General features: G+C 66.9%; 22 protein-coding genes. 11 read left to right on the top strand and 11 right to left on the bottom strand.

Going from position 1 to position 23793, the window contains the following annotated elements; translation table 11 throughout:
* The coding region (locus ACGLHR_RS40695; RefSeq protein WP_400101342.1) for a hypothetical protein at positions 1 to 186 on the top strand (186 nt) is incomplete at its 5' end.
* Here ACGLHR_RS40695 and ACGLHR_RS40690 read toward each other — a convergent pair.
* Positions 176 to 1207, bottom strand: coding sequence for a Bug family tripartite tricarboxylate transporter substrate binding protein (locus tag ACGLHR_RS40690; protein WP_400101341.1), 1032 nt, complete (start codon positions 1205 to 1207; stop codon positions 176 to 178). The genes ACGLHR_RS40695 and ACGLHR_RS40690 overlap by 11 nt on opposite strands.
* Before the next feature lie 204 nt (positions 1208 to 1411).
* The gene (locus ACGLHR_RS40685) at positions 1412 to 4339 is read right to left on the bottom strand and encodes a DEAD/DEAH box helicase (protein ID WP_400101348.1); all 2928 of its coding nucleotides are present in this window, start codon (positions 4337 to 4339) and stop codon (positions 1412 to 1414) included.
* Between the two features lie 1152 nt (positions 4340 to 5491).
* Between ACGLHR_RS40685 and ACGLHR_RS40680 the strand changes: the two genes are divergently transcribed.
* The 6 genes from ACGLHR_RS40680 (at position 5492) to ACGLHR_RS40655 (ending at position 10186) form a co-directional block, all read left to right on the top strand.
* Positions 5492 to 6412, top strand: coding sequence for a branched-chain amino acid transaminase (locus ACGLHR_RS40680; protein WP_267605606.1), 921 nt, complete (start codon positions 5492 to 5494; stop codon positions 6410 to 6412).
* A 105-nt stretch (positions 6413 to 6517) separates the two neighbouring features.
* Positions 6518 to 6712 carry a zinc-finger domain-containing protein gene (locus ACGLHR_RS40675; RefSeq protein ID WP_006158072.1) on the top strand — a complete coding sequence of 65 codons (195 nt, stop codon included), beginning with the start codon at positions 6518 to 6520 and terminating at the stop codon, positions 6710 to 6712.
* 121 nt (positions 6713 to 6833) lie between these two features.
* Entirely contained in the window at positions 6834 to 7856 is a 1023-nt protein-coding gene (gene waaF / locus ACGLHR_RS40670; RefSeq protein WP_318236043.1) for a lipopolysaccharide heptosyltransferase II, read from the top strand.
* Between the two features lie 57 nt (positions 7857 to 7913).
* A complete protein-coding gene (locus tag ACGLHR_RS40665) occupies positions 7914 to 8354 on the top strand; it encodes a nuclear transport factor 2 family protein (protein ID WP_150991864.1) in 441 nt (146 codons plus the stop codon).
* Between the two features lie 70 nt (positions 8355 to 8424).
* On the top strand, positions 8425 to 9492 hold the full coding sequence (locus ACGLHR_RS40660; RefSeq protein WP_400101337.1) for a YheT family hydrolase: 1068 nt from the start codon (positions 8425 to 8427) through the stop codon (positions 9490 to 9492).
* A gap of 100 nt (positions 9493 to 9592) precedes the next feature.
* Positions 9593 to 10186, top strand: coding sequence for a DUF2946 family protein (locus ACGLHR_RS40655; protein ID WP_400101335.1), 594 nt, complete (start codon positions 9593 to 9595; stop codon positions 10184 to 10186).
* 25 nt (positions 10187 to 10211) lie between these two features.
* Here the strand turns inward: ACGLHR_RS40655 and ACGLHR_RS40650 are convergent, their stop codons facing one another.
* The gene (locus tag ACGLHR_RS40650) at positions 10212 to 11927 is read right to left on the bottom strand and encodes a M48 family metalloprotease (RefSeq protein ID WP_400101334.1); all 1716 of its coding nucleotides are present in this window, start codon (positions 11925 to 11927) and stop codon (positions 10212 to 10214) included.
* A gap of 189 nt (positions 11928 to 12116) precedes the next feature.
* On the opposite strand from ACGLHR_RS40650, the gene moaC reads away from it, so the two are divergent.
* From moaC to ACGLHR_RS40635, 3 genes are all read left to right on the top strand, one after another.
* Positions 12117 to 12596 carry a cyclic pyranopterin monophosphate synthase MoaC gene (gene moaC / locus ACGLHR_RS40645; protein WP_400101332.1) on the top strand — a complete coding sequence of 160 codons (480 nt, stop codon included), beginning with the start codon at positions 12117 to 12119 and terminating at the stop codon, positions 12594 to 12596.
* A gap of 239 nt (positions 12597 to 12835) precedes the next feature.
* Positions 12836 to 13282: a hypothetical protein gene (locus tag ACGLHR_RS40640; RefSeq protein ID WP_318236041.1), complete on the top strand. Its 447-nt coding sequence runs from the start codon at positions 12836 to 12838 to the stop codon at positions 13280 to 13282.
* Positions 13283 to 13443: 161 nt separating this feature from the next.
* Complete coding sequence (locus tag ACGLHR_RS40635; protein WP_400101346.1) at positions 13444 to 13914, top strand: YMGG-like glycine zipper-containing protein; 471 nt, start codon at positions 13444 to 13446, stop codon at positions 13912 to 13914.
* A gap of 31 nt (positions 13915 to 13945) precedes the next feature.
* Here the strand turns inward: ACGLHR_RS40635 and ACGLHR_RS40630 are convergent, their stop codons facing one another.
* From ACGLHR_RS40630 to recA, 8 genes are all read right to left on the bottom strand, one after another.
* A complete protein-coding gene (locus ACGLHR_RS40630) occupies positions 13946 to 15817 on the bottom strand; it encodes a PglL family O-oligosaccharyltransferase (RefSeq protein WP_400101330.1) in 1872 nt (623 codons plus the stop codon).
* Between the two features lie 111 nt (positions 15818 to 15928).
* Positions 15929 to 16405: a prepilin-type N-terminal cleavage/methylation domain-containing protein gene (locus tag ACGLHR_RS40625; protein ID WP_400101344.1), complete on the bottom strand. Its 477-nt coding sequence runs from the start codon at positions 16403 to 16405 to the stop codon at positions 15929 to 15931.
* Between the two features lie 362 nt (positions 16406 to 16767).
* Positions 16768 to 17463 carry a TerC family protein gene (locus ACGLHR_RS40620; protein ID WP_400101328.1) on the bottom strand — a complete coding sequence of 232 codons (696 nt, stop codon included), beginning with the start codon at positions 17461 to 17463 and terminating at the stop codon, positions 16768 to 16770.
* Positions 17464 to 17769: 306 nt separating this feature from the next.
* Positions 17770 to 18651 (bottom strand): succinate--CoA ligase subunit alpha, encoded by an 882-nt coding sequence (sucD, locus tag ACGLHR_RS40615; RefSeq protein WP_043343904.1) that lies wholly within the window; start codon positions 18649 to 18651, stop codon positions 17770 to 17772.
* 81 nt (positions 18652 to 18732) lie between these two features.
* Positions 18733 to 19899 (bottom strand): ADP-forming succinate--CoA ligase subunit beta, encoded by a 1167-nt coding sequence (gene sucC, locus ACGLHR_RS40610; protein WP_043343899.1) that lies wholly within the window; start codon positions 19897 to 19899, stop codon positions 18733 to 18735.
* 69 nt (positions 19900 to 19968) lie between these two features.
* Positions 19969 to 20643, bottom strand: a complete 675-nt coding sequence (locus ACGLHR_RS40605) for a DUF2889 domain-containing protein (RefSeq protein ID WP_400101326.1) — start codon at positions 20641 to 20643, stop codon at positions 19969 to 19971.
* A 312-nt stretch (positions 20644 to 20955) separates the two neighbouring features.
* Positions 20956 to 21423: a recombination regulator RecX gene (recX, locus tag ACGLHR_RS40600; protein WP_400101324.1), complete on the bottom strand. Its 468-nt coding sequence runs from the start codon at positions 21421 to 21423 to the stop codon at positions 20956 to 20958.
* Between the two features lie 148 nt (positions 21424 to 21571).
* Entirely contained in the window at positions 21572 to 22645 is a 1074-nt protein-coding gene (recA, locus tag ACGLHR_RS40595) for a recombinase RecA (RefSeq protein ID WP_267605599.1), read from the bottom strand.
* Between the two features lie 298 nt (positions 22646 to 22943).
* On the opposite strand from recA, the gene ACGLHR_RS40590 reads away from it, so the two are divergent.
* Entirely contained in the window at positions 22944 to 23630 is a 687-nt protein-coding gene (locus ACGLHR_RS40590) for a response regulator transcription factor (protein WP_006158053.1), read from the top strand.
* Positions 23631 to 23793: the final 163 nt, after the last annotated feature.

Below are 23793 nucleotides of genomic sequence, written 5' to 3'. Positions count from 1 at the left end.
GTCTTTCTTTCTTTTGTCTCCACCCTCTTTGCCGCGCAAAGAAAAGTGACCGGCAGCCCCCGCAGGGGGATGTCGTACGGCTCTTGGGTGCAAAAGCCAACGCCGTTCAAACAAACTCCAACCAATACAGCAAGAGCCAACGGTTCTGCCCTTGCGCCCAAAAACCAACACCATATCAATCAATAGACGCCCCAACACTCTTCACCACTCCCGCCCACTTCTGCCGATCCGCCTTCACAGTGCCGCGGAACTGCTCGACCGTCTCGATCCGTGGAGAATTGCCTGCCTCGATCAGCTTCTGCCGGATCGCCGGCGTTTCCAGCGCGACCTTGACCGCATCATTGATCTTCTTGCTGATCTTGGGGTCGAGCCCCTTGGGACCGAAGAAACCAAACCAGATGGTGCTGTTGAAGCCAGGCAAGCCGCTCTCGGCGATGGTAGGCACTTCGGGAATCACCGCCACATGGTTCTTGGTGGTGACGCCAAGCAGCCGCACCTTGCCGGCGCGATATTGCGGCAACACGCTCTGCACCTGATTGAAAATGCAGCACACCTCCCCCTTGAGCACGGCCTGCAGCGCATCGGGCCCGCCCTTGTACGGCACGTGGACCATATCCAGGCCGGCGCGCGCGTTGAACTCCGCAAAGGCCAGGTGGGTGCCGGTCCCGTTGCCGGTCGACGCATAGTTGTACTTGCCGGGGTCGGCCTTGACCTTCTCGATGAACTCCTTGACCGACTTCACGTCGATCACTGCGGGGTTCACGGTCAGCACGTTGGAGACTTCGACCAGCGGCGCCACGGGTGTGAAATCGGCTTCGGCGTCGAACGGCAGGCTCTTGTACAGGGCCGGGTTGATGCCGTGCGTGGCCGCGGTGCCGAGCAGCAGCGTGTAGCCATCGGGCTTGGCATGCGCCACCACTTCGGAGGCGACATTGCCGCCGGCGCCGGGGCGGTAGTCATAGATGATGGTGGCCTTGAGCGACTTCTGCAGCGATTCCTGCAGCGTGCGGCCAACCATGTCCACGCCGGAGCCAGCGGTAAAGCCCATCAGGATGGTGATCGGCTGGGTCGGCCACGCCGGGTCCTGCGCGCGGGCCGGCGCGGCCAGCGTGCTCAGCGCGGCCAGCAAGCCAAGGCCGGCGGCCAGGCGGGAAGCACGGGACGAATGGAAAACGGGCGAGATGCGGCGGGTAGCTGTGCGGAACATGGGGGTACCGTCGAAAAAGAATGCGGGTCGGGGCTGCCGGCCGGGGTCTGGCGCCCCGGGTCAAGACAGCAAGATACCAACGATCCGCCGCATTACCAACGATGGAGTTCGCTTGAAGGTATGCCATGTTGGTATAAGCAGACATGGGGCGGAACCCCGGTGCCATCCCGATCGACCCGGCTGGCGAAAGCACCCCTTGCGCCCCTAGCTGCGCAGCAGCCCCACCAGTTCGTCGATGTCCGGCAGCGCTGCCGCCGCGCCGGTAAAGCCGGCCCCGCCGTCCTCGCCCGCCTCCAGGATCCCATCGGCCAGCGCGCGCTTGCCGTGATGCAGCGTGAGGATGCGTTCCTCGATGGTGCCCGCGCTGATCAGGCGGTATACCGTCACGGGGCGCTGCTGCCCGATGCGGTGGGCGCGGCCCATGGCCTGGTCCTCCGCCGCCGGGTTCCACCAGGGGTCGGCGATGATCACGTAGTCGGCAGCCGTCAGGTTGAGGCCGAAGCCGCCCGCCTTCAGGCTGATCAGGAAGACATCGCCCGCGCCGGCCTGGAACGCTGCCACGCGCCGCGTGCGCTCGGCCGCCGGCGTGGCGCCGTCGAGGTATTGCCAGGCGAGGCCGGCCGCATCGAGCCCCCGGCGCAGCAACTGCAGGAAATCGACGAACTGGCTGAAGACCAGCGTCTTGTGACCGTTGGCGGCCAGTTCGCCCGCCAGTTGCACGAAGGCGCGCACCTTGGCGCCCTCCTGCCCGAGTTCCAGTTCCAGCTCGGGCGTGACCAGGCGCGCGTCGCAGGCGGCTCGGCGCATCCGCATCAGTTGGGCCAGCACATGGATGCGCGCCTCGGCCGCGGGCTGGCCGGCGGCGGTCTTGCGAGCCTTCGGGCCTTTGACCACGGCCTCGGCTTCGGCCAGCGCCTGGCGGCGCAGCGCTTCGTAGTGGGCCGCCTCGATCGGGTCCTGCTCGATGCGCAACACCAGTTCGGTGCGCGGCGGCAGTTCGTCCAGTACCTGGGCCTTGGTCCGGCGCATGACGAACGGCGCGATCATGCGGCGCAGCCGCTGGGCCGCCTCGCGCACGCCATTGCGCTCGATCGGCACCGCGAAGTGCTCGTTGAAGCGGACCAGCGAGCCGAGCAGGCCGGGGTTGCAAAAGCGCATGATCGACCACAGCTCGGCCAGCCGGTTTTCCACCGGCGTGCCAGACAGCGCCATGCGGAAATCGGCCCGCAGCTCGAACACCGCCTGCGAGCGCTTGGTGGCGGCGTTCTTGAACGCCTGCGCCTCGTCGGCCACCACCGTGTGCCACTCGCGCTGGCAGAAGGCGTCGCGCGCCTGCAGCAGCAACGTGTAAGAGACGATCACCACGTCATGCGGCCCGGCCTGTTCCAGCAAGGCCGCGCGCTCGCCCTCGGCATAGATGTGCACGCGCAGCGTCGGCGCGAAGCGCCTTGCTTCCTCGGCCCAGTTGCCGCACACCGAGGTCGGCGCGATCACCAGCGCGGCGCCGCCGTCGGCACGCGCCAGCATCACCGCCAGCGCTTGCAGCGTCTTGCCCAGCCCCATGTCGTCGGCCAGGCAGGCGCCAAAGCCGGCCTCGGCCAGCGACATGGCCCAGCGATATCCGTCTTCCTGGTAGGGCCGCAGCTCGGCGGCCAGGTTGGGCGGCAACACCGCGTCGCTATTGCGCGCCCGGCGCAGCCGCGCCACGCGCTGGCGGAAATGCTGGTCGGGGTCGATGCCCGCGCCGGCCAGCACGTCGTCCAGCCAGGGCGCCGCCATCAGCGGCACCTTGATGCCGTCGGGCACGTTGTTGGCGACGCTCGCCAGGTCGCGCAACCGCGCGCGCAGGCTGCGCGTGAGCGCCACATAGACACCCTGCCCCATCGGCATGAAGCGCCCGGCATGGCTGCCGGCCCAGGCCAGCAACTGGCCGAGTTGCAGCACCAGCCCCTCGGCCACGCACAGCTCGCCGACCAGCTTGAACCATTCGCTCTCGGTTTCGATGTGCACCGCCAGTTGGGGGATGTCGGCGCCCACCACGCGCATTTCCTCGCCCCGGGGCCATTCCACCGCCAGCACGCCGGGCAGCCCGGGCAACTGCTCGACCACCGACAGGGCTTCCTCCGGGTCGGCCAGGGTCCAGTCGTATTCGCCGCTTTCCGGTGAGCGCGGCACCAGGAAGGGCAGCGCGTCGAAGACTTCGGCCACGTGGGCCAGCTCGGCCTTGAGCTCGCGCACCGTGGCCAGGCTTTCCCCCTTGACCGCCGCCATCAGGCGCTCGCGCCCGTTGCCCGGGGCCAGCCGCGGCCCGAGCGGGCCCAGCGGGGTGACCACCAGCCGCAGGGCCAGGCCTTCGCCCAGCGGCGATAGTTCGGCGCGCAGCCGGCTCTCGGTCTCGAGCTCGCGGGCGCTGCCATCGTGGTCGGAGTGCACCTGGAAATGTCCCGACAGCGCGCGCAGCGTGGCGTCGAGCTGGGCATGCGCCTCGGCCGGCACGGCCAGCCCGTCGGCGATCAGCTGCGCCGCGCCCTGCTGCGCCGGCGTGAGCCGGATCACGCGCAGGCGCTGCGAGCCTTCGCGCAGCACGGTGATCTGGCGCAAGGCTTCGGCATCGGCGCGGCTGCCGGCGGGCAGGAAGCTGTCCATGGCTGGGGCCTCGCGCACCGGGGGCGAGACCCGCAAGGTGTAGCGGCCGCCCTGGCGCACCACTTCCAGCGTGGGCGCGCCCTCCACCACTTCCAGCGTCTGCTCGGGGGCCTGCGCCAGCACCACGCCCGGATGCCCGACCAGCGCCAGCATGGCGGCGGCGCGATCGAGCACGTAGCGCCGGTGATAGGACTGGTCGCGGCGAACCGCACGGGCCACGCGGGCGTCCCACGGCTCGAGCCGGTCGTCTTCGGCCAGGCGGGCCAGCGGCACGGGACGCGGCTTGTTCCAGCCGCGCGGGCCGCGCTGCTGCTCGAGCGGCTCGATGGTGCCGACCGCGCCATCGGCGTCGATGGTCAACGCCCACAGCAGGCGGCTGGCGCTGGCGCCGTCGGGCGCGCGCGTCTCGCCCGCGAGGGCTTGCAAAGCCTCGAGCGCAAGCCGCCAGCTTTCCTGGCGCTGGCCGGCGAAGAAGGTTTCCGGCACGGGTTCGCCGGCTTCAAGCGCCAGGGCGGCGTCCAGTTGCTGGATGAACCAGTGATGGCCGCAGGCCTGCAGGCGCTCGCGCAGGGCCGCGATGGCTTCGGCACGGGCGGCTGCCGGCTGGCGCCGGCCGCTGGCCTGCGCCACATCGCCGGCCCATGCGCGCAGCAGCACGCGCCAGAACTGCGCGAGCGGCGGCACCTCGGGGCGCAATTCGAACGCGGCTTCGTCCAGGCGCGCTTCGCCCTTATGCACCGCCAGCACGTGGCACCACAGCCCCCAGCGCTCGGTGGGCTGCGGGCTGCGCGTGCCCGCTTCCGCCTGGCAGAACTTGCGGGCTTGTTCGAGGTGGGCGGGCGTGCGCTGGGCCAGCAACGACAGCGGGTAGCAAGGCGCCAGCGCAGCCGGCAGCAATCCGGTGCGCCGGCCGAGCTGCGCCCTGAGGCGCCTGAGCGCGGTCTCGAACCCCGCCTGCGCGGCCGCCCAGTCGCCGTCCCCGACCTGGGCGAAGGCGCGCAGCGCCGGCCCGAAACCGTTGCCCGGCGCGGCATCCGGGGTATCCGGGGTATCCGGGGCATCCGGGGCGAACGTGGCAGAAGGCGCCACCGCCGCCATCGCACGCTGGCGCTCTTCGCCGTACAGCAAGCCTTCTGCGAACGCCGCGCGCAATGAAGCCGGAAGCGCCGCGAATTCGGCGGCCCGCCCCGCCTGCATGGCAGCCAGATAGTCGAGGTAAGGCCGCAGGCGCGGGTCCCAGTCAGCGCACAGCGCATTCAGCGCCGCCTGCAGGATGCGCCATCGCCACGGCGGCACCACGCGTTCGAGCGCTGCGGGATCGTCGATCCCATACGCCACGGACAGCAGCATGCGGGGCAGGCTGGGACCTATCTCCCACAGCGCCACCAGGGCGTCGATCTCCGCCTGCGCAGCCCCCGAGAACAGCGTCTCGCGCAACTGCGCGGCACGCCTGGACCCATGCGGATCGAGGTGGAAGGCGATAGGTCCGGACGACGGCGGCAGGGTCACAGGTGGCAGTGGCGGCATACACAATGTGACGATTTTAGACCCCCGCGGACCCGCGCCCGCGTTGGCACAGGGGGTCCCGGGGTTTACAATGTCTTTTTTGCATTGCTGACGGCGCTCAGGGAGAGAACCATGTCGATGGCGGATCGCGACGGAAAAATCTGGATGGACGGCAAGTTGATCGAATGGCGTGACGCCAAGATCCATGTGCTGACCCATACCTTGCATTACGGCATGGGCGTGTTCGAGGGCGTACGCGCCTACAAGACGCCGGCCGGCACCGCGATCTTCCGCCTCAAGGAGCACACCCGCCGCCTGTTCAACTCGGCCAAGATCTTCCAGATGCAGATGCCGTTCGACGCGGCTACGCTGGAAGCGGCGCAGCGCGAGGTGGTGAAGGCCAACCAGCTCGAGTCCTGCTACATCCGCCCGCTGGTCTGGATCGGCTCGGAAAAAATGGGCGTCTCGGCCAGGGGCAACACCATCCACGTGGCCATTGCCGCGTGGCCGTGGGGCGCCTACCTGGGCGAGGAAGGCCTGGAGCGCGGCATCCGCGTCAAGACCTCTTCCTTCACCCGCCACCACGTCAATGTGTCGCTGGTGCGGGCCAAGGCCAGCGGCTACTACATCAACTCGATCCTGGCCAACCAGGAAGCCACCAGCATGGGCTACGACGAAGCCCTGCTGCTGGATACCGAAGGTTACGTCAGCGAAGGCTCGGGCGAAAACGTGTTCGTGGTGCGCGACGGCGTGATCTATACGCCTGACCTGGCCTCGTGCCTGGACGGCATCACCCGCGACGCCATCCTCACCATCGCCCGCGATCTCGGCATCGAGGTGCGCGAGAAGCGCATCACCCGCGACGAGGTGTACTGCTCGGACGAGGCCTTCTTCACCGGCACCGCGGCCGAAGTCACGCCGATCCGCGAGCTCGACGACCGCGTGATCGGAGAAGGCCGCCGCGGCCCGGTGACCAAGCGCGTGCAGGACGCCTTCTTCTCGGCGGTCGGCGGCACCAATGAGCAATACAAGCACTGGCTGACCGTGGTCTGAAACCACCCCGGGACCCGGAAACTCGCCAGGCAATCACGAACCGCTTAACCAGTCATACTTCAGTCCGTACAAAAGACTAAAGACTAAAACCATCCCCGCAACACCATGACGCAAACCGCCTCCCTGATCGAAATCGGCGCGGAAGACCTTCCGCTGCACTGCCCCACCGGCAACACGCCGACCTGGAACTACCATCCGCGCGTCTTCCTCGACGTGACCGACACCGGCGAGGTGAAGTGCCCGTACTGCGGTACCGTCTACAAGCTCAAGCCCGGCACCGTGATCAAGGGTCACCACTGACACGGCCCACGCTTGACCGCACCACCCCGATGCTCCGGCCCGCCATGCGGCGCGCCGGCGCGTTGGCGTGCGTGGCGCGCGCAGCTTACGCCACGCCAACCCTTCCGGCAGCGCCCCATTCATGAAAAAAGCCCTCGTCATCGCCCCCAACTGGATCGGCGACGCCCTGATGGCGCAGCCGCTCTTCACCCTCATGAAAGCGCGCCATCCGCGCCTGCAGATCGACGCCCTCGCCCCTAAATGGGTGGCGCCGGTGCTGGCCCGCATGCCCGAGATCCACCAGGTCTTCCCCAGCGAACTGGCGCACGGCAAGCTGCAGCTCTCGGCACGGCTGATGTTCTCCCAGCAGCTCAAGAACGAAGGCTACGACGCGGCCTATGTGCTGCCGAACTCGCTCAAGTCCGCGCTGATCCCCTGGCTGGCCGGCATCCCGCTGCGCGTCGGCTATCGCGGCGAAGCCCGCTTCGGCCTGCTCAATATCCGCCATGGCAATCCGCCCCGCGACCAGCGCCCGCCCATGGTGGAGCATTACGCGCGGCTGGCGCTCAAGCCCGGCGCCCGCCTGCCGGAGAACCTGCCCGAGCCGCGCCTGCGGACCGACCCGGTGCGCATGGCCAAGACCGCGGAGCGCTTCGGCATTGCCCCGCAGACGCGCCTGATCGCCTTCTGCCCGGGCGCGGAGTTCGGCCCCGCCAAGCGCTGGCCGGCCGCGCACTTCGCCGAGCTTGCGCAGATGCTCAAGCGCTCGTTCCCGTATGCGCAGATGGTCACCCTGGGCTCGCCCAAGGACGCCGAGATCGCCGACGAGATCGTCAAGGGCGCGCCCTTCGTGCGCAACCTGTGCGGCCAGACCTCGCTGGACGATGCCGTGGACCTGCTGGCCATGTCGGAAGCGGCTGTCTGCAACGACTCCGGCCTGATGCACGTCACCGCGGCGCTGAACCGGCCACAGGTGGCGGTGTTCGGCTCCAGTGACCCGCGCCATACACCCCCGCTGTCGCAGGCTGCGAGTATCATGTGGCTGCAGCTCGAATGCAGTCCGTGCTTCAAGCGCGAGTGCCCGCTTGGCCACCTGCGCTGCCTGAAGGACATCGAGCCCGAAATGGTGTTTGTGGAGCTGCGCAAGCTCCTGCACCGGGCCTGAAGCGCTGACCCGCCGTTCGTGTTTATCCGGCCAACGAATCCCTGAGCCCAGTCCACCATGCCGCGTTTTGCCCGCCTGTTCGATTCCGCCGAAGACATCGTCGAAGCCTTTCGCGAGGCCATGAAGCTGCGCGATGCCGACGGCGCGCTGCGCCTGTGGCTGGATGAAGACTCGGTTACCTGCGTGATGCCGGACGGCCAGCGCCTGATCGGCCATGAGCACCTGCGCCAGGCCTTCGCGCAGTTGCTGGACGTACAGCCGGTGCTGATCGACGTGATCGAGACCAGCAGCCATACCTCGATGGGCGTCGCCATCTTCGACGTGACCGAAGCCCTGCGCTTTGGCGACGACCGCGTCGAAGCCGACCTCTACGTGCACACCACCTATGTGCTGATGCAGAACCACGAGGGCTGGCGCCTGGCGCACATCCATTGCAGCCCGGCCAACGCTGCCCAGGTCGCGACCGTGAGCACGGCGCCAGGCCAGGCCCTCCACTAGGATTGGACGCAGCGCGCACGGGCCGGCCAGCCCGTGCGCGCGTCGCATGATCGCCTAAAGCCTTGCAGGCATGAGCCAGCTTCCGCCTTCGCACCACCGGCCCGCACCGGACGACATCCGCGCCGCCTCCTCGTTCGGCGGCGGCCGCCGCATGCCCTGGTGGCTCGCCGGCGGCCATGCGCAGACCATCATCCCGGCGCGCTTCGCGCAGCGCCCGCCGCGCGTCAGTTTCAAGCGCGAGCGCTGGACCGCCCCGGACGACGACTTCGTCGACCTGGACTGGACCACGCACCCGGTCACGCCCGATACCCCGCTGCTGGTGATGTTCCATGGCCTGGAAGGCGACTCCGGCAGCCATTACGCGCAGGCCCTGATGCATGCGCTGGCGGCGCGCGGCTGGCAGGGCGTGATCCCGCACTTTCGCGGCTGCTCGGGCGAGCTGAACCTGGCGCCGCGCTTCTATCACTCCGGCGACGCCGAGGAACTCCACTGGATCCTGGAACGTCTTCACCGCCAATATTGCGGCCACGGGCGCAAGCTGCTGGTGATAGGCATTTCGCTCGGCGGCAATGCCCTGCTGCGCCTGCTCGGCGAACAAGGCAGCGCCGCGGGCTTTATCAGCGCGGCGGCATCGGTCTCGGCCCCGCTGGACCTGGCCGGCGGCGGCGCGGCGCTGTCGCAGGGCTTCAACATGCTGTACACGCGCATGTTCCTGCAAACCCTGAAACGCAAGTCGCTGGCCAAGCTGAGCCAGTATCCCGGGCTGTTCGACCGCGAGGCCATGCTCGCCAGCCGCGACCTGTACGCGTTCGACAATATCGTGACGGCGCCGCTGCACGGCTTTCGCGATACCGATGACTACTGGGCGCGCGCATCCAGCAAGCCGGTGCTCGGCGAAATCAAAGTGCCCACGCTGGTGCTCAACGCGCGCAACGACCCCTTCCTGCCGGCGCGCCACCTGCCGGGCCCCGCCGAGGTCAGCCCGCAGGTCTGGCTGGAGCAGCCCGAGCATGGTGGTCACGTCGGTTTCATGACACCGCGCGAAGATAGGCTGCGCGCCCTGCCGTTGCTGCCCTATGCGGGGCATATCGAGTGGCTGCCAGCGCGCATGCTGCGGTTTTTTGACGCCGTGGCTTAAGGCCACGGAGAGTGCGGGCGGCGCCTGCGCGACAGGCGTCGCCAGAACGAATGCGAGCGGGGTGCCCGGGCACGGGCGGTCCCGCAAGGAGGCACCGAAGATGGATGAGACAGTCAAGCAAGCCATGGCCCGCTGGCCCAACGTACCCAACTGCTACGGCTGGCTGGCGCTGGACCGGCGTGGGCAATGGCGCATACGCAACGAGTACGCCCAGCAGCACGGCCTGTCCGGCGACCCGATCCGCCACGAGGCGCTGATCGCTTTTATCGAGCGCAACTACCAGCCCGACGAACGCGGCGCCTGGTATTTCCAGAACGGCCCGCAGCGCGTGTTCGTGTCGCTGGCCTATGCGCCGTGGATCGTGCGGCTGCACCAGGGCAAGCTGCACACCACCTCGCAGCGTGCCTTCACGCTGCATGGCTGCCATGCGGACGAGCACGGCAATGTGGTGCTGGCGGGCACGGTGGAAGGCGAGAGCGGCGGCGGCCTGCAGGCCGCGCTGCTGCACGACCATGATCTCGATGGCTTCAGCAGCGCCTGCACCTGGCACGGCGAGGCCTGCGGCGGCAACCTCGGCGTGTTTCATTTCAATGGCGCCGACGTGCAGGTCGAGCCGATCGCAGAGGACGAAGTGCCGGCGCGCTACGGCTTTGTGCGCCAGCCGCAACCGCCCGCGGGGGAACAGGCTGCCTGAGTGACGGCGCCAGTGCGCCATCGCGTCAGTTAGGCATGCCCTTGTTGTCCTGCTTTTCCTCGCGGTACTGGCGCTCCAGCTGGTGCAGCCGCGCATCGACTTCCGACAGCGTGTAGAAATCGCCGTCGCCCGCCTTGCGCGCGATCTGCAACTGCTCGATGGCGGCCTGGTAGGCGCCATCCACCGCGTATTTCTCCGCCAGCGCCTGGTGCTGCTGCACGCGCCGGCCCTGCGCGGCGTAGGCCCGCGCCAGCATGTCCCACCACTCGGAGCGGGCGATCTCCTCACGCGTGCGCTCGCGCAGGAAGGTCACTGCCTGGTCCATCCGGCCGGCGCCGAGCAAGGTCGCGGCATAGCTCAGTGCCACCGCGTGCGACAACGGGAACGCTTTCATCGACGCCACCGCCTGGTTCAGCGCGTCCTGCTGGCGTCCCTGCGCGCGCGCCAGCTCGATCGCCATCACATCCAGCATGGGGCTGCCCGAGGTAGCGCTTGGGATCGTGCCGTACAAGCGGCGGGCTTCGGCCAGCGACTGCTCGGCCGCGGCGTTGCGGCCCAGCCGCTGCTCGGCGAACGCGATGCCGTAGTAAAGCGCAGGCAGGCGCGCCGGCGAGGCTGCCGCCAGCTGCGTCTGCAGCGCCGCGCGCGCGTTCTGCAGATCGCTCGGCGTGGTTTCCTGCAGGATGCGGGAGCGCATCCGCGCGAACTCATACTCGGGCGTGCTCGCCACGCGGCGCACGGCCACATGGCTCACGCGGTCCTGCATGTCGGCGATCCGCTCGGAGGTAAGCGGGTGGGTGCGCACATACGACGGCATCGAGCTCTCCGAAATCCCCACCACGCGCTGCAGCCGCTTGAAGAAGTCGGGCATGCCCTGGGGGTCAAACCCCGCCGCGGTCATGATCTGGAAGCCGACCCGGTCCGCCTCGCGCTCGGCGCCGCGCGAGAACGACAGCTGGTTGGACACCGCCGCAGCCTGCCCGCCCATGGCCAGCGCCGCGGCCGCGTCGCCGCTCTTGGTGGCGGCCAGCCCGGCCAGCACCATCGAGGCCAGCGCGATCCACATCGACTGGTCCTGCGTGGTGATGCCGCGCGCGATATGCCGCTGCATCACGTGGCCGATTTCGTGGCCGAGCACCGAGGCCAGCTCGGATTCGGTATCGGACTGCACCAGCAGGCCGGTGTGCACACCGATATACCCGCCGGGCAGCGCAAAAGCGTTGATGCTGCGGTCGCGCACCGCGAACAGCTCGAAGCCCGTGGCAAAGGTGCCGGCGCCGGTGGAGCCGGAGATGTTTTGCCGGCGCGCCGCCTGCACCAGCCGATAGCCAAGCGCGTTCAGGTAGTCGGCCAGCAGCGCGTCGGACACGTAGTCCGGATCGCGCCGGATCTCGCGCATGATGCGGTCGCCCAGGCGCCGCTCCATGTCGGGCGTGAGCGAGGCGGTGGACGGATCGCCCAGGTCGGGCAGCTGCACGCCGGAGGTCTCCACCACGGTGTTGTTGCTGCGCAGGCCAAAATCGGATTTCTGCCCCGCCTTCACGCTGCGGTTCAGGTTGTCATAGACCTGGTCGCCGCCGTCGCGGCTGTCGCTCTCCGGCGCCGCCGCCGCCGCCGCCGCGGTACGCGTGGGGTCGTTCAGCAGCAGGCGTTGCTGGGGCCAGGCGGGCAGCGCGATCGTCAGCGCCACCAGCGCCGCGAGCGAGCGGCGGCCAAGGCCCCCGGGAGGCCTGGAAGACATGAGGCGCGCCCGTCGGGCGGGCAAGGAGAGCGCTCCGGCGAGCGTTTGGTTCTTACGCATGTTGCTATGATAGCGGCCTGCGCAAGCCATTCCCATCGGGCGTCGCCCGGTCTTGCCACGCACCGCCCCGGCATACGCGGCAAGCGCATCCGTCACGCATTCATTCCCGCCATCCGCCAGGTCCACGCCATGAGCCAGCTCACCCATTTCGATTCCGCCGGACAAGCCCATATGGTCGACGTCGGCGCCAAGGCGCACAGCCACCGCGTGGCCATCGCCACCGGCACCATCACCATGCTGCCCGCCACCTTTGCGCTGGTGCGCGACGGCACGGCCAAGAAGGGCGACGTGCTAGGCATTGCGCGCGTGGCCGCCATCATGGCCACCAAGCGCACCTCCGACCTGATCCCGCTATGCCACCCGATCTCGCTCACCAAGGTGGCGGTGGACTACACGCTGGACGAGGCCAGCGCCACCATCCGCTGCACCGTGCGCACCGAAACCCACGGCCAGACCGGTGTGGAGATGGAAGCGCTGACCGGCGTGCAGGTGGCGCTGCTGACCATCTACGACATGTGCAAGGCGGTCGACCGCGGCATGGTGATGGGCGACGTGAAGCTGCTGGAGAAGCATGGAGGGAAGTCGGGGGATTGGGTCTCAGGCACCTGAGCGGGACGTCCGGCACGCACCGCATGTGCCTGATCCGCATCGCCACCGCGAGTCGCATTTCTTACCAAACCTGACACAGTCTTACGCCAGAGCCGCTTCCGCTGTAACAAGCGTAACGCCGCATTTCGCCAGCAGGCGTCACATCGCGGGCTACGGCAAATTGGTATTCAATGCAATCTAGGGGGCGCGAACTGCGCCGCCGGCGGGACCACGTTCCGCGTCGATCCAAGGTGGGCAACATGAACGGGCGTAGGGTTGGCCAGCTCTTGCTGGTGTTGGCAGCGCTGGGCGCGAGCGGTACCGCGCTGGCGGGAAGAGGCGGCGGCTGGCACGGTGGCGGCGGATGGCACGGCGGCGGTGGCTGGCATGGTGGCTGGCACAGCAGCGTAGGCGTCTACATCGGTCCCGGATTTGGCTACGGATACGGGTGGGGCTACCCCTACCCGTACTACTACCCGCCCGGCTACGCCTACGGTCCCGCGGTCGTCGGGGTACCTGCGTCGCCACCGCAATACATCGAGCAGGGCCAGGACGGCACGATGGAAATGGACAGCGGCGGTGTCGCGGCACCCGTGCCCCAGCAGCAGGCGTTTTGGTATCGCTGCGCGCGGCCGGATGGCTACTACCCGTACATCAAGGCTTGTCCCGGCGGCTGGCATAAGGTGCCGGCGCAGCCACCCGCCTAGCGTCTGACGCCTGGCAGGGCAGGTACGCTGAATGCCCGAAACGCCCACGGCGCGGCGCGGCGCGCAATCGAAGACCAAGGTATCGAGGTGCCGAGATGAAAGTCCTTAACCACGTCAACCGCCCCAGCCTGCCAATCCTGCTGAGCTTGCCGCTCGCGGCGATGGTGCTGGCAGGGTGCGCCGTGATGCCCAGCGGCCCCAGCGTGATGGTGCTGCCGGGCACCGGCAAGAACTTCGACCAGTTCCGGGCCGACGACAATAGCTGCCGGCAGTACGCCTTTGGCCAGGTAGGGGGTGTGACCGCCAACCAGGCGGCCACCAATAGCGCGGTAGGCAGCGCCGTGGTGGGCACCGCGCTGGGCGCGGCGGCCGGGGCGGCCTTCAATGGCGGCTCGGGCGCGGCGGTGGGCGCAGGTGTCGGCCTGCTCACCGGCGCGGCGGTCGGGGCAGGCAATGCCCAATATGCCGGCTACGGCAGCCAGCGCCAGTACGACACAGCGTATGTGCAATGCATGTACGCAAGCGGCAACCGGGTGCCGGTCTACGGGCGCATGGCCTCAACCCCGCGTCCGGCTGCCGCGCCGACGTACTACTATCCGCCGCCCCCGCCCCCGGGCTACGCGCCGCAATAGCCCTGCGTGGCGCGGCCCGGCTCAGGGACGCTCACTCCGCTTTGTGTTTGGCGCGCAGCTGCACCCAGTCGCAGAAATCCCGCGGCCGCGCCGCGGCGTCGACTTCGGCGCAGCTTTGGGCGAGTGCCGCGAACTGGTTAGCCTCATCCCCCGCGAAGTAAAAGCGCAGGCGCTCCAGCCATGCACGGGCCTGTACCGGGTCACCGGTCAGCGCCATCAGCCAGGCAGTGCGCGAGATCAGCGTCGGCGTCGGCAGCAGGTGCACCGCGGCGATATGGGGCCCGAGCAACTGCGCCGCGTTCTCCGGCGTGATCTTCGCCTCCTCGATCGCGTCCGACGCGGCCGCTTGCCGGAACCAGAAGTTCGGCATCGGCAGTGCGGCCCGGCGCTCGGCGCGTGCGTACTCGCGCGCCTCGGCACGGCGGTAGTCCTGCCACATGGTGGCCAGGATGGCCGCCGCCACGCCAGCGAATACCACGCCCGCCAGCACGGCGAACCCGCGCGGCACGCGCAGGCGGCCGAAGCCCGATGGCTCCAGCCAGCCCAGCAAGAAGCAGAACGGCAGCACGAAATACAGGTAGTGCAGCGGGTACTCAAGCATGGAATGCGCACACAGCATCGCCAGCCAGGCCAGCACCAGCCCCGTCTGCGCGCGCTCGGGCGCATCCCCGCGCCACAAGCGCTGGCGCGCCACGCGCCATAGCCATGCCAGCAGGCTCAGGAACACACCCGCCGCGCCGATCACGCCGGTCTTGGCCAGCATGTCCAGCACGGCATTGTGCGCATGCAGCGACATCTCCACTTTCACGCCCACCTGCGCGAGCTGCTGGAACTGTGCCCAGCCGTATTCACCCCAACCCACCCCAAGCCACGGATGCGCGCGGAACATCGCCCACGCATGCGTCCACATTGCGGCGCGCCACGAGAGCTGGTCGGCTCCCTGCATCTGCGCCACGGTATCGAAAAGGCGCCAGTCCATTGCCTGCCCGGCGCTCTTGATCGCCGGCTGCAGGATCAGCAGCATCACCACCATGGCCACCGCGGCAAACGCCAGCCCCGCGGGCCGCCGCATGGGGTTGCGCCCAGCGTGGCCGGCGCGCTGCATGGCACCCGCGAATCCGCCCAGGTCGTCCGGACCGCCAAACGCCGCCCCTCCTCGCGCCAGCCAGGCAGCGACCAGCGCATAAATCGAAGCCAGCCCCACGTGCAGCACGCCCGTGCGCGAGCCGGACAGCACGATGCCGCTCACCAGCAGCAACGCCGCCGCCAGCCAGGCCGGCGCCCGCAACCACCCGCGCGCCGCCAGCCAGACCCCCGCCGCCAGCGCGATGCCGGCAACCGTAGCCTGGTGGTTTGGCTGGTTCAGGTTGCCCCACAGGCGGCGGTTGTCGTCGTAAAAGTAAGTGGACACCATCCCCAGCGTGTCCGGCTCCAGGCCGAATACCTGCACCCATTGTGCGAGCGTGCCCAGCAACCCCGCCACCAGCCAGGCCATGGCCAGCACATCGACCATCGTCTGGCGCTCCACCGGCGTTGCGGCACGGCCCTGGCGCCAGGCTGTCCACATCACCGCGCCAGCCAGGGCCAGCGAAAGCTCGGTGATCAGTCTGCTGCCCGACACATCGGCCATGCCGGTCAGCGTTTGCGTGACGCCGGTGGCGATCAGCCAGAGGGGGAAGAGGAGGATCCAGGGGAATTGGGCGGGAGCAGCGTTGTAGGCCGTGCTCCTGCCTTGCCGCTGAGCCGAGGCGCCCAGCACGATGACCGCGAGCGCGAACAGCAATGCCGAGGTCCATTCGCCGTAGAAGGTGGCGAGCGGGAGCGTGTGCCGGGAGACCAGTAGCGGCAGCGTGACGGCTACGGCGAGGAAGCTGAGAGGGATGGCTGACCGGGAGGGCAGCATGCGGGGTGCCTTGTTGTGCCTTGAGGGCAAAAGGCGGATGATAGCTTGGGGAGTGGGTAAAGAAAAAGCGCCCGAAGGCGCTTCTTGGCAATTAGGGCAAACTTAAAGTCGTCAAACGCCGGTTTGCGCCTTGGTGCAGGTCGTAGTGGCCAGCGTCCAACTCACTGAGGTAGCCGCAACGGCAGGCGTAACGGTTACCACGCAAGCTCCCACTGCGGCCGTACCGGTGATCGTAATCACGCCTCCGGCATAGGCAACGCTAGCTGCGTACTTGGACGCCGGCACCGTGGTAAATCCACCGCCTGCCGCACTTCCCAGACCGGCAGCGCCCAATGCGTCACACGGTGCAGCGGCAGCGCCCGCAGCCTGGACATTATTTTGAACGCACTCTGCAATAGCCTGCTTCAACGAGGCGATGGAAGTAACGTTCTCCGTCCAGCGAGCACGCGTCACATAGTCCTGATACTGCGGAATCGCGATCGCAGCCAAAATACCGATGATCGCAACCACGATCATCAGTTCGATCAGCGTGAAGCCCTTCTGAGCTCGGCGGCCCAGTTTTTTCAGTTGTTGAACCCGTTGTTGCATGATTGACCCCTCGAAGGAATTTTGGATACAAATCGAAACATTTTGTTTCATGTGATGCTGTAAGTTCTTAGCACTTAGCGTGCCAGCGCCGACAAGCCTTGATGTCTCGTCGGCGAGTGACAATTTTCGCCACTTAGGACCATTCCTATCGTTGATCAGGCGCAAATTTTGTCACTAAGTCTGACGCGGAGGGTCAGTAAATCGATGTTTTGGCTTAAGTCAGTCTGAAACCGCACTGACATCACGGCCATATCCACCCCATGGGCCGCACAGCAACCCAAAAAACAAAACGGGCAGCTCCCGGGCTGCCCGTTTTTCCGGCGGCGCCCCCAACGGGGACGCCACCTACCCTGCAAAGCCTATCAGGCCGTCTGTGGCGCTCGCCTATTCAGCAGCTTGCCAACCACCACCACCAGCGCGGCGCCGATCGCGCCAAACACCAGGTGGGCATGCGGCACATGCATCTCGAACCACGCCGCGTCCACCGGGTCGCTGACCAGCATTTCACCCGCGAGGTAGCCCAGCAGCGCGGCGCCCAGCACGATGATGATGGGGAAGCGGTCCATGACCTTCAGCAGGATGGTGCTGCCGAACACGATCAGGGGGATCGACAGGCCCAGGCCCAGGATCAGCAGCATCAGCTGGCTGCCTTCCGGTCCCTTCTGCGCGGCGGCGGCTACCGCCACCACGTTGTCGAGCGACATCACCAGGTCGGCGATCAGGATGGTGCGGATCGCGGCCCAGATATTGTCCTTGGCCGAGTGGCCTTCTTCGTCGTCGTCGCCGGTGAGCAGTTGCACGCCGATGTAGACCAGCAGGATGGCGCCAACGATCTTCAGGTACGGCAGGCTCAGCAGCTTGACCGCGGCTACCGTCAGCACCACCCGCATGATGATGGCGGCGGCGCTGCCCCAGAAGATGGCCTTCTTCTGCTGGGCGGGCGGGAGGTTGCGGGAGGCCAGCGCGATCACCACGGCGTTGTCGCCGGAGAGCACGATGTTGGTCAGGATAATGGATCCCAACGCGATCCAGAAGGCAGTGGAGGACAGCAGTTCCACGGTAAAGCTCCTCGAGTTTCTTAAATTATGATTCTAACGCCACATAGCGCTGCCAAAACCTGCGGCGCCCATGGAATTTCGGATGTCTGAGTCTTCAGACATGAAGATTTACCGTATCAAGCTTTCGATTCGGTTTCAATCGGCATGTCACGCACCTCGGGAGATACCCTAGGTGACGGTACTCCAGAATGACATGCCCCCGCACGAAGGCGGGGGCATGGAGGGTCGGTGTGCGGTTGCAGTCATGCGAGCGCGCCGGCCCGGCAATCCATCCCGCCCGGAAGGCGGGACGGATGCTTATCGGTATTACAGGATCGACTTGAGCAGGCGAGCCATTTCCGACGGGTTCTTGGTGACCTTGATACCGCAGGCTTCCATGATTTCCAGCTTGGCTTGCGCCGTGTCGGCACCGCCCGAGATGAGCGCGCCGGCGTGGCCCATGCGCTTGCCCGGAGGCGCGGTCACGCCAGCGATGAAGCCAACCACCGGCTTCTTCATGTTTTCCTTGATCCAGTAAGCCGCATTGGCTTCGTCCGGACCACCGATTTCGCCGATCATGACCACGGCGTCCGTTTCGGGATCGTCGTTGAACATCTTCATGATGTCGATGTGCTTCAGGCCGTTGATGGGGTCGCCACCAATGCCCACTGCCGACGACTGGCCCATGCCCAGCGCGGTCAGCTGACCCACTGCTTCATAGGTCAGCGTGCCCGAGCGCGACACCACGCCGATGCGGCCCTTGCGGTGGATGTGGCCCGGCATGATGCCGATCTTGATTTCGTCAGGCGTGATCAGGCCCGGGCAGTTCGGTCCCAGCAACAGGGTCTTCTTGTTGCCCTTGGCCATCTTGTCCTTGAGCTCCATCATGTCGCGCACGGGGATGCCTTCGGTGATGCAGACCACCAGGTCCAGGTCAGCGTCGACGGCTTCCCAGATGGCGGCAGCGGCGCCTGCGGGCGGCACGTAGATCACGGACACGGTGGCGCCGGTGGATGCCTTGGCATCCTTGACGCTTGCGTAGATGGGAATGCCTTCGAAGTCTTCGCCGGCTTTCTTCGGGTTCACGCCGGCAACGAAGCAGTTCTTGCCGTTGGCATAGTCGCGGCAGCCACGGGTGTGGAACTGGCCGGTCTTGCCGGTGATGCCCTGGGTAATGACCTTGGTGTCTTTATTAATCAGAATCGACATGCTGTAATCCTTTGCTTGGCTCAAAGCAGCGCGCGAAGGCCTGGCCCCGGCGCGCTGCTGGCGTTCGTGTTCGCGTCTGGCTTACTTGCCCGCGGCAGCAGCCACGACCTTCTGGGCGGCTTCTTCCATGGTATCGGCAGCGATGATGGGCAGGCCCGAGTCGGCCAGCATCTTCTTGCCGATCTCTTCGTTGGTACCCTTCATGCGCACGACCAGCGGCACGGACAGCGACACGGCCTTGGATGCAGCGATCACGCCTTCGGCGATCACGTCGCAACGCATGATGCCGCCGAAGATGTTGACCAGGATGGCCTTCAGGTTCGGGTTCTTCAGCATCAGCTTGAAGGCTTCGGTCACCTTCTCGGTGGTGGCACCGCCGCCCACGTCCAGGAAGTTGGCCGGCTCGCCGCCGAACAGCTTGATGGTGTCCATGGTGGCCATGGCCAGGCCGGCGCCGTTCACCAGGCAGCCGATGTTGCCGTCCAGCGAGATGTAGGCCAGGTCGAACTTCGACGCTTCGATTTCAGCCGGATCTTCTTCGTCCAGGTCGCGGTAGGCGACGATTTCCGGGTGACGGAACAGGGCGTTGGAGTCGAAATTGAACTTGGCGTCCAGCGCGATCACCTTGCCGTCGCCGGTCAGGATCAGCGGGTTGATTTCAGCCAGCGAGGCGTCGGTGTCCCAGAATGCCTTGTACAGGCCTTGCAGGGCCTGGCGGGCTTGGGCAACGCTGGCGTCGGGCACGCCGATCTTGCGGGCGATGTCGTCAGCGTCCGCGTCGAGCAGGCCGGCCGACGGATCGATGATCAGCGTGTGGATCTTTTCCGGGCTGTGGGCAGCGACTTCCTCGATGTCCATGCCGCCTTCGCTGGAGGCCATCAGCGCGACCTTTTGCGAAACGCGGTCAACCACCAGGCTGACGTACAGTTCCTTCTTGATGTCGGCGCCTTCTTCGATCAGCAGGCGGTTGACCTTCTTGCCTTCCGGGCCGGTCTGGTGCGTGACCAGGGTCATGCCGAGGATGTTGGTGGCGTAGGTCTTGACCTCGTCGATGCTCTTGGCCACCTTCACGCCGCCGCCCTTGCCGCGGCCGCCCGCGTGGATCTGCGCCTTGACGACCCATACCGGGCCGCCCAGTTGTTCAGCAGCCTTCAGGGCCTCTTCGACCGAGAACGCGGGGATGCCGCGCGGAACCGGCACATTGTATTTGCGCAGGATTTCCTTGCCTTGGTACTCATGGATATTCATGCGTGTTTCCTTTCGGGTAGGCGTAAAAGTGTGGAGATGGAATCTCGGCGGACTGCAGGCCGGCCTGGCTTAGCCAGAAGTGCCGGTTGACTTGCGGGACATGGCGCCGTCGGCGGGGGCGGCGAGCGCCTCCGCTGGCTGCGCCGCCGGGGTCGATGACCCTTCGGTCTTGATCCTCGGTTTTGGCTGGTGACCATACCAGCGGGGGTAAAACTGGCGTACGACCTCGCCTTCGAAATGCAGGGCATGGCAGCCGTGCAACTGGTAAGGCGGCTCAGTACTGGTATCTTCGGCGCCGCCGTCGCGGATGTTGAACACATCGCCGGCGAATGCCTGGATCGCGGTGGTCGGCAATATGCCGGCCAGCTCGGTCAGGTGGGTGCATCCGGCCACGCCGGACAGGCGCTCTTTCACCGACTTGCGGAAACCCTTCATCAGGTTCAGGCCGATCAGCTTGCGGTAGGCCGGGCCGATGGTGTCGCACTGGCCGGGATAAGGCACCCAGTCGGAACAGGCATCGGCGTCCACGACGTTCATGCGCAGGTCGATGGTGACGCGCAGCCACAAATCGTGCAGCGGCTCGCCCACGGGGCGCACACCGCCGCCGGCCAGCGGAATCTCGCGCGGCTTGGTGTCAGTCAGGCGCGCTTCGATATCCCATAGGCCGTCGTCCCTGACATAGGCCTCCGCCGTGATGGCACGACGGTGACGCAGGGCGCGATTGACGGGCGGGGAAAGCGGCATAACACCAGGCAGGAGCGGGAGAAATGGACGGCTGGGCCGGAAAACCGCAGGATTTTAACATGCCGGACAACCTTGACCGGGAACAAACTGCACGCGGCGCTGTTGTCGGGGATTGTCGAACGACGGGCAGGCCGCGCGTATGCGGGAAAATCGCGGCATTGCAGGGTTGCGGCGAGGTCCGCCGGCAAGGCTGGCACGCTCGGAATACGCCTACTGGCAAAACAGGTATGTGCCCGAAACCGGTGCAGGAAGGTGCAGGACATGGCCGTGACATCACCGCGGCATCACTTGAGGCTGCCACGTCGGCCGACGTCAGTCACTGCCGTCCAGCCATTCATCCGCCCCTTTGATCACCTGGCTCACCACCGTTCGGGAAAAGCCGCGGGCCACCATAAAGCGGATCTGCTTGGCCTTTTCTTCCGGCGTGGCGGGCGGCGTGCCAAAACGCTTTTGCCAGACCGCGCGGCCGCGCTCCAGCTCCGACCCGCGCAGGCGATCCTGCAGGTCGGCCAGCTGATCGCCGCCGAGCTGATGGGTGCGGGCTTCCTGCATCACGCGGGCGGCGCCATAGCGGGCCGCGCGCCGGTGCACCAGGCTGTCGACAAAGCGCGCGTTGGACAGCCAGTTCTCGCGCTCCAGCGCATCCAGCAGTTGCTCGAGGGCCTCGGGAGACTCGGCGTGCGGGGCCAGCTTGCGCGCCAGCTCCGCCCGGCTGTGCTCGCGCCGCGACAGGTAGCCGACGGCGAGGGCTTTCAGGGAGAGAGGAGGACGGGTGGCCATGGAAGAGGAGCGCTCGGCAAAGGCTCGCAAAAGGTTCGGAAGAAACTCGAGAAACCGCGCTGTATAAACGCAAACCGGGGCGGCGCGCGTCGCTGCGCGTGCCGCCCCGGGTGGGGTTCGCGGCCGGGAACGCCCCGGCCGGCGAAGCTCAGTCTTCGGCGGTGACCACGGCGCCGGCGGCGGCCGGCGTGCCGTTCATCAGGACCACGCCCAGCGACTCGCGCACCTTGTTCTCGATCTCGTCGGCGATGTCCGGATTTTCGCGCAGGTATTCACGCGCGTTGTCCTTGCCCTGGCCGATCTTCTCGCCCTTGTAGCTGTACCACGCGCCCGACTTCTCGACGACCTTGGCGTCCACGCCGAGGTCGATGATTTCGCCCTGGCGCGAGATGCCCTGGCCGTAGAGGATGTCGAAGAAGGCTTCGCGGAACGGCGGCGATACCTTGTTCTTGACGACCTTGACCTTGGTTTCGTTGCCGATCACCTCATCGCCCTTCTTGATCGAGCCGATGCGGCGGATGTCCAGGCGCACCGAGGCGTAGAACTTCAGCGCATTGCCGCCGGTGGTGGTTTCGGGCGAGCCGAACATCACGCCGATCTTCATGCGGATCTGGTTGATGAAGATCACCAGGCAGTTGGTGCGCTTGATGGTGCCGGTCAGCTTGCGCAGCGCCTGGCTCATCAGGCGAGCCTGCAGGCCCGGCAGCGAATCGCCCATCTCGCCTTCGATTTCGGCCTTGGGCACCAGGGCCGCCACCGAGTCGATCACGATCAGGTCGACCGAGCCCGAACGCACCAGCGCGTCGGTGATTTCCAGTGCCTGCTCGCCGGTGTCGGGCTGGGAGATCAGCAGGTCCCCCACGGACACGCCGAGCTTGCCGGCATAGTTGACGTCGAGCGCGTGCTCGGCATCGATAAAGGCGCAGGTGCCGCCCAGCTTTTGCATCTCGGCCACGACCTGCAGCGTGAGCGTGGTCTTGCCCGAGGATTCCGGGCCGTAGATTTCCACCACGCGGCCGCGCGGCAGGCCGCCGACGCCCAGCGCGATGTCCAGGCCCAGCGAGCCGGTGGACACGACCTGGATATCCTGGTCGATGTCGGCCTCGCCCAGTTTCATGATCGAGCCCTTGCCGAACTGCTTCTCGATCTGGGCCAGCGCGGCCGCCAGCGCCTTCTGCTTTTCGGCGCTTACGCCAGCACCCGCCTTCTTGCCGTCATCCATGGTCGTCCTTCCGTCAATGGTGTATAAATAGGCCGCATGTGGCGCGCTGCCTGCTTTTGCGGGTAACCGCCCGACCCGCGCCGCGCTGCGAACTCCTGATGACAATGAACCTGGCAGCAGGGGCAAACACTGGGCAAACGTCGGTAATACGTTCGTTACTAGATTCAGTACGATCCGGCCCGCTCACTGCGCGACTGGATCAAGCGAGTACTGTATAAAAAAACAGTATGCTTGGCAAGTCCCGCACGCGTCATTTGATGTAAAGCAACGACTAAGCCGGGCCAGGGTGGAGACAACCATGCGTATTCTGATCGCTGAAGATGACGATGTGCTGGCAGACGGCCTGACGCGCTCATTACGTCACTCCGGCTATGCCGTCGACCATGTTGCCAGTGGGGTTGAAGCCGATTCGGCCCTCTCGACCCAGACCTTCGACCTCCTGATCCTCGATCTGGGCCTGCCCCGCATGCCCGGGCTGGAAGTGCTCAAGCGCCTGCGCACGCGCGGCGCCATGCTGCCGGTGCTGATCCTGACCGCGGCCGACGGCGTCGACGAGCGCGTCAAGGGCCTGGACCTGGGCGCCGACGACTACATGGCCAAGCCCTTCGCCCTGTCCGAGCTGGAAGCCCGCGTGCGCGCGCTGGTGCGGCGCGGCGCCGGCGGCGGCGCCACGCTCACGCACCACGGCCCGCTGGCCTTCGACCAGGTTGGCCGCATCGCCTACCTGAACGAGCAGATGCTGGATCTGTCCGCGCGCGAAGTCGGGCTGCTGGAGATCCTGCTCACCCGCACCGGGCGGCTGGTGTCGAAGGAGCAGCTGGTCGACCACCTGTGCGAATGGGGCGAAGAGGTCAGCAACAACGCCATCGAAGTCTATGTGCACCGGCTGCGCAAGAAGATCGAGGTGGGCGGCATCCGCATTGCCACGGTACGCGGGCTGGGCTACTGCCTGGAGAAATTCCAGGCCGCCGTGGCGCACGACTAGAAAGCGCCATCAGATTCGGCATCAGATTCGGCATTAAAATCGGCATTAGCGCCGTTTCCCTTTCACGACCGGCCGGCGACACCGCCACGACCTGCCCCACCTCCTCCCCATGAGCCTGCTGCGACTGCCACGGCGGCGGGGGGGGGGGGGGGGGGGGGCGGGG

It is taken from the genome of Cupriavidus sp. CuC1 (assembly GCF_044627735.1).
GTDB classification, from domain to species: domain Bacteria; phylum Pseudomonadota; class Gammaproteobacteria; order Burkholderiales; family Burkholderiaceae; genus Cupriavidus; species Cupriavidus ulmosensis.
Note: the sequence above shows the minus strand (reverse complement) of the source record. Positions and strands in the feature narration are given on the sequence as shown.